This is a genomic window from Streptomyces sp. NPDC001709, assembly GCF_053596375.1.
Genome location: NZ_JBSFGB010000032.1, coordinates 105,419 through 114,834, shown reverse-complemented (window position 1 = coordinate 114,834; position 9,416 = coordinate 105,419). Strand labels below are relative to the sequence as shown.

Sequence of the window (9,416 nt, the reverse complement as noted above, 5' to 3'; positions counted from 1 at the left end):
GGCAGGGCGGACGACCAGGTCAAGATCCGCGGCTTCCGCATCGAACTCGGTGAGATCGAGGCCGTGTTGGCCCGCCACGACAGCGTCGGCCAGGTAGCTGTCCTGGTCCGCGAGGACACCCCGGGTGTCAGGCAGCTCGTCGCCTACGTGGTCCCACGCCCCGCAACGACCGCCGACCCGGCGGAACTGCGTGCCCATGTCGGCGAGGCCCTGCCCGACTACATGGTCCCGGCCGCCGTGGTCGTACTCGACGCCTTCCCGCAGACCCCGAACGGCAAGCTGGACCGCAAGGCCCTGCCCGCCCCCGACCTCTCCACCGCCTCCACCGGACGCCAGGCCGCCACCGAACGCGAGGAGACCCTCAGCCGTATCTACCGCGAGCTGTTGAACCTGAAGTCCGTCGGAGTCGACGACAGCTTCTTCGACCTCGGCGGCGACAGCATCATGTCCATCCAGCTCGTCAGCCGCGCCCGCGCCGCCGGGCTCGTCATCACTCCCCGGCAGGTCTTCGAGCACCGCACGGTCGCCGCGCTCGCCGCCGTCGCCGGCAGCCTGGACCAGGTCGTCGGCGAAGGCCCCGACCTCGGAACCGGAGAGGTGCCGCTGACGCCGGCCGTGCACTGGCTGCGCGAACGCGGCGGACCCATCGGCAGGTTCAACCAGTCGACGCTCCTGCAGGCCCCGGCGGACCTCACCCTGGACACCCTCACCGGCGCCCTGCGGACCCTGTTCGACCACCACGACGCCCTGCGCGCCCGGCTGATCAGAGAGACCGGGCAGTGGCGGCTGGAGGTGCCCGAGCGGGGCACGGTGGACGCCACCGAGCGGGTGCTGCGGGTCGACGCGGCCGGTCTGGACGACGTACAGCTGCGGGCGCTCACCTCCCGGGAGAGCGAGGCCGCCTGGGGGCGGATCGATCCGGACGCCGGGGTGATGCTGCACGCGGTCTGGTTCGACGCGGGGGCCGGGCGGGCCGGGCGGCTGCTGCTGGTGGCCCACCACCTGGTCGTCGACAACGTGTCCTGGCAGATCCTGGTGCCCGACCTCGCCGCCGCCTGCGACGCGCTCGGCAAGGGCGAGGAGCCCGCGCTCCAGCCGACCGGCACCTCGTTCCGGCGCTGGGCCCAGCACCTGCTGGAGCTCGCCCACACCCCGGTGCGCGAGGCCGAACTCCCGCTGTGGGAGGGCATGCTGGAGGAGCCGGACGCGCTGCTCGGGGACCGTCCGCTCGACCCCGGTCAGGACGTGTTCGCCACGATGCGCTTCCTGACCAGCACCGAGACCGCCGAGCAGGTCGCCCCGCTGCTGACCACCCTGCCGGCCGCCTACCACGCGGGCGTGAACGACGTCCTGCTCACCGCACTCGCCCTGGCGGTCGCCGACTGGCGGGCCCGGCGCGGCGAGGACGACGAGACCGCGGTCCTCGTCGACCTGGAGGGACACGGCCGGGAGGACGTCGTCGACGGCGCCGACCTGTCCCGTACCGTCGGCTGGTTCACCAGCCTGCACCCCGTGCGCCTGGACCCGGGCGAGCACGATCCGGCCGAGGTGGACCGTGGCGGCGCGGCCGTCGGCGAGGCGCTCAAGCGGGTCAAGGAGCAGCTGCGCGCCCTGCCCGACCACGGTCTGGGCTTCGGCCTGCTGCGCCACCTCAACCACCGCACCCGGGACGTCCTCCGCGACCTCCCGGGACCCCAGATCAGCTTCAACTACCTGGGCAGGAGCGCCCCGGCGGGCAGCGGTGACACGGCGCCCTGGACGCCGGTCGCCGACGCCGCGATGGTCGGCGGCGCCGACCTCTCCGGTGGCCGGCCCGACCCGGAGACCCCGCTCACCCACGCCCTCGGCGTCAACGCGATGACCGAGGACCACCCGGACGGGCCGCGGCTGCTGCTCGTCTGGTCCTGGCCGCAGACCCTGCTGCGCGAAGCGGACGTCCGCGAACTCACCGCCTGCTTCTCGCGCGCCGTACGGGCGCTCGCGGCCCACGCCGAGCAGGCCGGCATCGGCGGACTCACCCCGTCGGACCTGTCACTGGTCCGGCTCAGCCAGGAAGAGCTCGACGCCTTCACCTCGGGCGCCGGGCCGCTCGCCCCGGACGACCGGGACGGCCAAGACGGGGACGACTTCGACGACTTCGACGACTTCACGGACGAATGGGAGATGGCCAAGTGAGCAAGTCCGCAATCGAGGACGTCCTCCCGCTGTCACCACTGCAGGAGGGCATGCTGTTCCAGGCCCTGTACGACGAGGACGGCCCGGACCTCTACGTCCACCAGCTCCTCCTCGACCTCGAGGGACCCCTGGACGCCCGCGCCCTGCGCCTGGCCGCGCGGGCCCTGCTCAAGCGGCACGCCAACCTGCGGGTCGGCTTCCGGCACGACCGGTCGGCCGAGCCCGTGCAGCTGGTGCACAGCCAGGTCAAGGTGCCCTGGGCGCAGATCGACCTCAGCGCCCTGGACGAGGACAAGCGGGAGGCCGAGCTCGCCCGGCACGCCGACGAGGACCGGGCGCGCGGCTTCGACCTGACCCGCCCGCCGCTGCTGCGCTTCACCGTCTTCCGGCTCGGCCCCGACCGCTTCCGGCTGATGCTGACCAAGCACCACATCCTGATGGACGGCTGGTCCGTGCCGGTGCTGGTACGGGAGCTGTTCGAGCTGTACGGCAGCAAGGGCGACCCGGCCGTGCTGCGCCCGGTCACCCCCTACCGCGACTACCTGGCCTGGCTCACCGGCCAGGACGCGGACACCGCCCGCGAGGCGTGGCGCACCGCGCTCGACTCCATCGACGAGCCGACCCTGGTGGCCCCCGTGCACCGCGGCCGGGAGCTGGTCCGGCCCGGCTGGCTCCGGCACGAGGTCCCGGCGGAGATCACCGCCGCGCTGCTGGCCTTCGCCCGCAGCCGCTCGCTGACCGTCAACACCGTCGTCCAGGGAGTCTGGGCCCTGCTGCTGTCCGCCCTCACCGGCCGCGACGACGTGGTCTTCGGCGCCATCGTCTCGGGCCGGCCACCGGAGATCCCGGGCGTCGACACCATGGTCGGGCTGTTCATCAACACCCTGCCGGTGCGGGTCCGCCTGCGTCCCGAGGAACCGGTCGTGGACGCGCTCACCCGGCTCCAGACCGAGCAGGCCGGACTCCTCGCCCACCAGCACGTCCGGCTGACCGATGTGCAGCAGCTCTCCGGCCACCAGGAGCTGTTCGACACCACGCTCGTCTTCCAGAACTACCCCGTGGACCCGACCACCGAGGAACTGGAGGTCGACGGCGTCCGGTTCAGCGGTGTCGACGGCCGCGACGGCGCGCACTACCCGCTCAACCTCGCCGCCGGGCTGATGGGCGACGATCTGCACCTGCGGCTGTGCTACGCCCCCGACCTGTTCGACGAGAGCGCCGCCCGGTCCGTCCTGGACCGGCTGGTGCGGCTGTTCACGGCCGTCGTCGCCGACCCCGGCCGCCCGGTCGGGCGGCTCGATGTGCTCTCCCCGGCCGAACGCGGGCGTCTGCTCGGCGACTTCAACGACACCGCCCGCGAGATACCCGCGGCGACCCTGCCCGAGCTGTTCCGGGCCCGGGTGGCCGAGGCGCCCGACGCGCCCGCGCTGCTGTGCGGCGACACCACCGTCTCCTACGCCGAACTCGACGCCCGCGCCAACCGGCTGGCCCGCCGGCTCGTCCAACTGGGCGTCGGACCGGAGCAGTTCGTCGCCGTGTCGGTGCCCCGCTCGGTGGAGCTCGTCGTCGCCTTGTGGGCCGTGCTCAAGGCCGGAGCCGGCTATCTCCCGCTCGACCCCGCCTACCCGGTCGACCGCCTCTCCTTCATGGTGGCCGACGCCCGGCCCAGCCTGCTGATCACCACGGGTGCCGCCGCCGGGCAGCTCGCCGGTATGGCACCGGACGTACCCCGGCTGGTCCTGGACGACCCCGGCACCTCGGCGGCCGTCGCCGCCTGCGACGCCGGGGACCTCACCGACGGCGACCGGCTGGCGCCGCTGACCACCGCCCACCCCATGTACGTCATCTACACCTCCGGCTCGACCGGCCGCCCCAAGGGCGTCGTGGTCCCGCACCACGGCCTGGCGAGCCTCGTCGCCACCCAGGCCGACGCCGTCCAGGCGGGCCCGGGCAGCAGGGTGCTGCAGTTCGCGTCGGTGAGCTTCGACGCCGGCTTCTGGGACATCTCCATGGGCCTGCTCTCCGGCGCCGCCCTCGTCCTCGGCTCCGCCGACGACCTGCTGCCCGGCGATCCCCTCGCCGGCCTGGTCGCCAGGCACCGGGTCACCCACGCCACGCTGCCGCCGGTCGCGCTGGCCTCGCTCCCGGCCGGCCCGGACGTGCTCGCCGGCGCCACCCTCGTCTCCACCGGCGACGCCTGCACACCCGAGCTGGTCGCCCGCTGGGCCCCGGGCCGCCGCCTCCTCAACGGCTACGGCCCGACCGAGACCACCGTCGGCGCCACCATGAGCGGCCCGCTCGGCATCGGCGGCACCCCGCCCATCGGACGCCCCTTCGTCAACTCCCGCGTCTATGTGCTGGACCGCTGGCTGCGCCCGGTGCCGCCCGGTGCGGTCGGCGAGATGTACATCGCCGGGCCCGGCCTCGCCCGCGGCTACCACGAGCGGCCCGCACTGACCGCGACCCGGTTCGTGGCCAGTCCCTTCGGCCCGCCCGGCTCCCGCCTCTACCGCTCCGGCGACCTCGGCCGGTGGCGGGCCGACGGGCAACTGGAGTTCGCCGGCCGCGCCGACCACCAGGTCAAGGTCAGGGGCTTCCGCATCGAACTCGGCGAGATCGAGTCGGTGCTCGCCCAGCACGAGACCGTCGGCCACGCCGTGGTCGTCGTACGCGAGGACGAGCCCGGCGACAAACGGGTCGTGGCCTACGTCGTCCCGGCCGAGGGCCGCGGCGCGGACCCGGAGGCCCTGCGCGAGCACATCGGCGCCGTGCTGCCCGAGTTCATGGTGCCCTCCGCCACCGTCGTGCTCGACGAGTTCCCGCTGACCCCCAACGGCAAGGTCGACCGCAAGGCCCTGCCGGCGCCGGAACTCGCCGGCTCCACCACCGGCCGGGCACCCGAGACCGCGGAGGAGGAGGCGCTGTGCGCCCTCTTCGCCGAGGTGCTGGGCCTCGAGGCGGTCGGCGTCGACGACAGCTTCTTCACGCTCGGCGGCCATTCCCTGCTGGCCACCCGCCTGGTCAGCCGCGTCCGCTCCGACCTCGGAGTGGAACTCGCCATCCGCGCCCTCTTCGAGGCACCGACCCCGGCCGAGCTGGCCGCACGGGTCGCCGCGGCCGGCGGCGCCCGGCCGCCGCTGCGCGCGGCGGACCGGCCCGACGCGGTGCCGCTGTCCTTCGCCCAGCGCCGGCTGTGGTTCCTCAACCGCATGGAGGGCCCGAGCGCGACGTACAACATCCCGCTGGCCGTACGGCTGCACGGCCCCGCCGACCGGGACGCGCTGGACGCGGCGCTGGCCGACGTGGTGGCACGCCACGAGAGCCTGCGCACCGTCTTCCCCGCCACCGACGGCGAACCCCGCCAGCAGGTACTGCCCGCCGGGACCGCCTTCACCTTCGCCGACGCCACCGGCGACACGGTCGACGCGCTGCTGGCCGCCGAGGCCGCCCGCGGCTTCGACCTGACCTGCGAAGTCCCGCTGCGGGCCACCCTGTTCAGCACCGCGGCCGAGGAGCATGTACTGCTCCTGGTGGTGCACCACATCGCCACCGACGGCTGGTCGATGGCCCCGCTGGCCCGCGACCTCGCCGCCGCCTACGCCGCCCGCCGGGCCGGTGCCGCACCGGCGTGGACGCCGCTGCCCGTGCAGTACGCGGACTACGCGCTGTGGCAGCGCCGGGTGCTCGGCGACGAACAGGACCAAAAGAGCGTCGCGGCCCAGCAGATCGCCCACTGGAAGCGGACCCTGGCCGGCCTGCCCGACCAGCTCGAACTGCCGCTGGACCGGCCCCGCCCGGCGGTCCTCGGCAACCGGGGCGCCGGTGTCCCCTTCACCCTGGACGCCACCCTGCACGCCCGGCTCGCCCGCGTCGCGCACGACACCCGCGCCAGCATGTTCATGGTGCTCCAGGCGGCCTTCGCCGCCGTCCTCACCGCGGAGGGCGCGGGCACCGACATCCCCGTCGGCACCCCCGTCGCCGGGCGCACCGACGACGCCCTCGACGACCTCGTGGGCTTCTTCGTCAACACCCTGGTGCTGCGCACCGACACCTCCGGCACCCCCACCTTCCGGGAACTGGTGGCCCGCGTCCGGGAGACCGACCTCGCCGCCTACGCCCACCAGGACCTGCCCTTCGAGCGGCTCGTGGAGGTGCTCAACCCGGCCAGGTCGCTGGCCCGGCACCCCCTCTTCCAGGTGCTGCTCTCCGTCCACAACAACGCCGAGGCCGACTTCCGGCTCGACGGCCTCACCAGCAGCCCGTACCCCGCCGAGTCCGCCGTGGCCAAGTTCGACCTGGCCGTCCACCTCGGCGAACGCTTCGACTCCGCGGGCACCCCGGCCGGCGTCGACGGCGTGCTGCAGTACAACACCGAGCTGTTCGACCGGAGCACCGCCGAGCGGCTCGCCGGGCGGCTGAACACCCTGCTCACCGCGGCCACCGACCGGCCCGACGCACCGGTGTGCACCCTCGACGTGCTCACCCCCGAGGAGCGGCGGCGGCTGCTCGCCGACGGCGACGGCGGAACGGGCGAGGTGCCCGCGCAAGCGCTGCCCGCGCTGTTCGAGGCCCAGGTGCGGCGCACCCCGCACACCACCGCGGTCGTCGCCGGCGACGAGACCCTCACCTACGAGGAGCTGAACACCCGCGCCAACCGGCTCGCCCGGCTGCTGGTGGACCATGGCGCAGGGCCCGAGCGGGTGGTCGCGATCGCCCTGCCCCGCTCGGCCGGCCTGGTCGTCGCGCTGCTCGCGGTGCTGAAGTCCGGCGCCGCCTACCTGCCGCTCGACCCCGACCACCCGGCCGACCGCACCCGCTTCGTCCTCACCGACGCGACCCCCGTCCTACTGCTGACCGACAGCGCCACGGCCGCGGGGTTGCCCATCGGTTCGGCTTCGGCTGGTGTCACGGCCGCGGGGTTGCCCGTCGGCTCTGCTTCGGCTGATGCCGCAGCCGCCGGGCTGCCCGCCGGTTCCGCCTCGGCCGACGCCGCAGCCGCCGGGCTGCCCGCCGGTTCCGTCGCGACCGGCGCCACGGTCGCCCGACCGGCCGCCGTACCCACCCCACTGCTGCTCGACCACCCCGGCACCCTGAGGGACCTGGCCGCGCGGGGCGGTGGCGACCTCACGGACGCGGACCGAGTCGCGCCGCTGTGCCCGGCCCACCCGGCGTACGTCATCTACACCTCCGGGTCGACCGGCCGCCCCAAGGGCGTGGTGGTCGAACACCGGTCGGTCACCGACTACTTGAGCTGGTCGGCAGCCGCGTACCCGAGCGCCGCGGGCACCGCCCTGCTGCACTCCCCGGTCACCTTCGACCTGACCGTGACCGCCCTCTACACCCCGCTGGTCACCGGCGGCCAGGTGCGGATCGCCGCCCTCGACGACGCACGGGACGCCGGCACCGGCATCACGTTCCTGAAGGCGACCCCCAGCCATCTGCCACTGCTCGCGGCGGCCCCCGACGACCGCACCCCGTCCGGTGAACTCCTCCTCGGCGGGGAGGCGCTGACCGGCGAGGCCCTCGCCGCCTTCCGTGCCCGCAGGCCCGGTACCACCGTGGTCAACGTCTACGGACCGACCGAGGCCACCGTCAACTGCACCCAGTACCGCATCGGACCGGGGCAGCCGCTGCCCGCCGGACCCGTGCCGATCGGCCGCCCCTTCGCGAACACCCGGGCGTACGTGCTCGACGCCTGGCTGCGCCCGGTCCCGGCCGGCGTGCGCGGCGAGCTGTACATCGCCGGCGCGAGCCTGGCCCGCGGCTATCTCGACCGGGCCGCGCTCACCGCCGAACGCTTCGTCGCCGACCCGTTCGGGCCGGCCGGGACGCGCATGTACCGCACCGGGGACCTCGCGCACTGGGACGCCGGGGGCCGGCTCGTCTACGACGGCCGCGGCGACGGACAGGTCAAGCTGCGCGGCTTCCGCATCGAGACCGGGGAGATCGAGTCCGTGCTGACCGGGCACCCGGGCGTCGGCCGGGCCGCCGTGGTGCTGCGCGAGGACACCCCGGGCGACCAGCGCCTGGTCGCCTACCTCGGCGGGGACGCCGTACCCGGCACGGACGAGCTGCGCACGCTGGTCGCCGCCGCCCTGCCCGAGTACATGGTGCCCGCCGCGTTCGTGACGCTCGACGCGCTGCCGCTGACCCCGCACGGCAAGCTCGACGTACGGGCCCTGCCCGCACCCGGGTTCACCTCCTCCCAGGCGTACCGGGCGCCGCGCACCGAGCGCGAGGAACTGCTGTGCCGGCTGTTCGCCGAGGTGCTCGGGGTGGAGCGGGTCGGCGTCGACGACGACTTCTTCGACCTGGGCGGCCACTCCCTGCTGATCATGCGGCTGGCGGGCCGGATCCGCGCGGCCCTCGGTGCGACGCTCACCGTCCGCACCGTCTTCGAGGCGCCGACGGTCGCCCGGCTCGCCCCCCGGCTGGGCGACGACACCCTCGACGACGCCCTGGAGGTCCTGCTGCCGCTGCGCTCCACGGGCACCCTGCCGCCGCTGTTCTGCGTGCACCCCGGGCTCGGTGTCGGCTGGGTCTACTCCGGGCTCGTACCGGCCCTGGAACGGGAGCGGCCGGTGTACGCGCTGCAGGCGCGCGGACTGACCGGAGCGGACCGGCTCCCGGCGAGCGCCGAGGAGATGGCCGACGACTACCTGGACCGGATCCGCAAGGTGCAGCCGCACGGCCCGTACCACCTGCTCGGCTGGTCCTTCGGCGGGCTGATCGCCCACCTCATGGCCACCCGGCTGCAGGCGGAGGGCGAACAGGTCGCGCTGCTCGCGCTCCTCGACGCCTACCCGACCGGACGGGTGCACGTCGAGCACCACGGCGACGACTTCCTGCGCGGACTCGCCGGGCTGACCGGGCGGGCGCCCGCCGACGACGGCCGGCCGCTCGACCACGCGGCCGTCGCGGAGCTGCTCGGCTCGGGCGAGACGGGTCTGGTCGGCCTCACGGCCCGGCACGTCGCGGCCATCGAGCGCGTCGCCGCCAACAACCAGGCCGTCGGCGACGCCCTGCGGCCCGGCGTCTACCGCGGTGACGTCCTGTACTTCCTGGCCACCGAGGGCCGCGGCGCGGACGCCCCGAGCGTCGAGGCCTGGCACCGCCATGTGGCGGGACGGCTGGAGATCCACGAAGTCGCCTGCGCCCACGACGAGATGACCCGTCCCGGGCCGATCGCCGAGATCGGCCGAGTCCTCGCGGACCGAGTCCGCGGTGAGTGAGGAGCGAAC

2 protein-coding genes are annotated in these 9,416 nt (G+C 74.6%); both read left to right on the top strand.

Translation table 11 applies throughout. From position 1 onward, the window contains the following. On the top strand, positions 1-2,175 hold a 2,175-nt coding region (locus ACWC0C_RS35820), incomplete at its 5' end, for a condensation domain-containing protein (RefSeq protein WP_450868431.1). After that, the gene (locus ACWC0C_RS35815) at positions 2,172-9,407 is read left to right on the top strand and encodes an amino acid adenylation domain-containing protein (RefSeq protein ID WP_450868429.1); all 7,236 of its coding nucleotides are present in this window, start codon (positions 2,172-2,174) and stop codon (positions 9,405-9,407) included. The genes ACWC0C_RS35820 and ACWC0C_RS35815, both read left to right, overlap by 4 nt. Positions 9,408-9,416 lie beyond the last annotated feature (9 nt).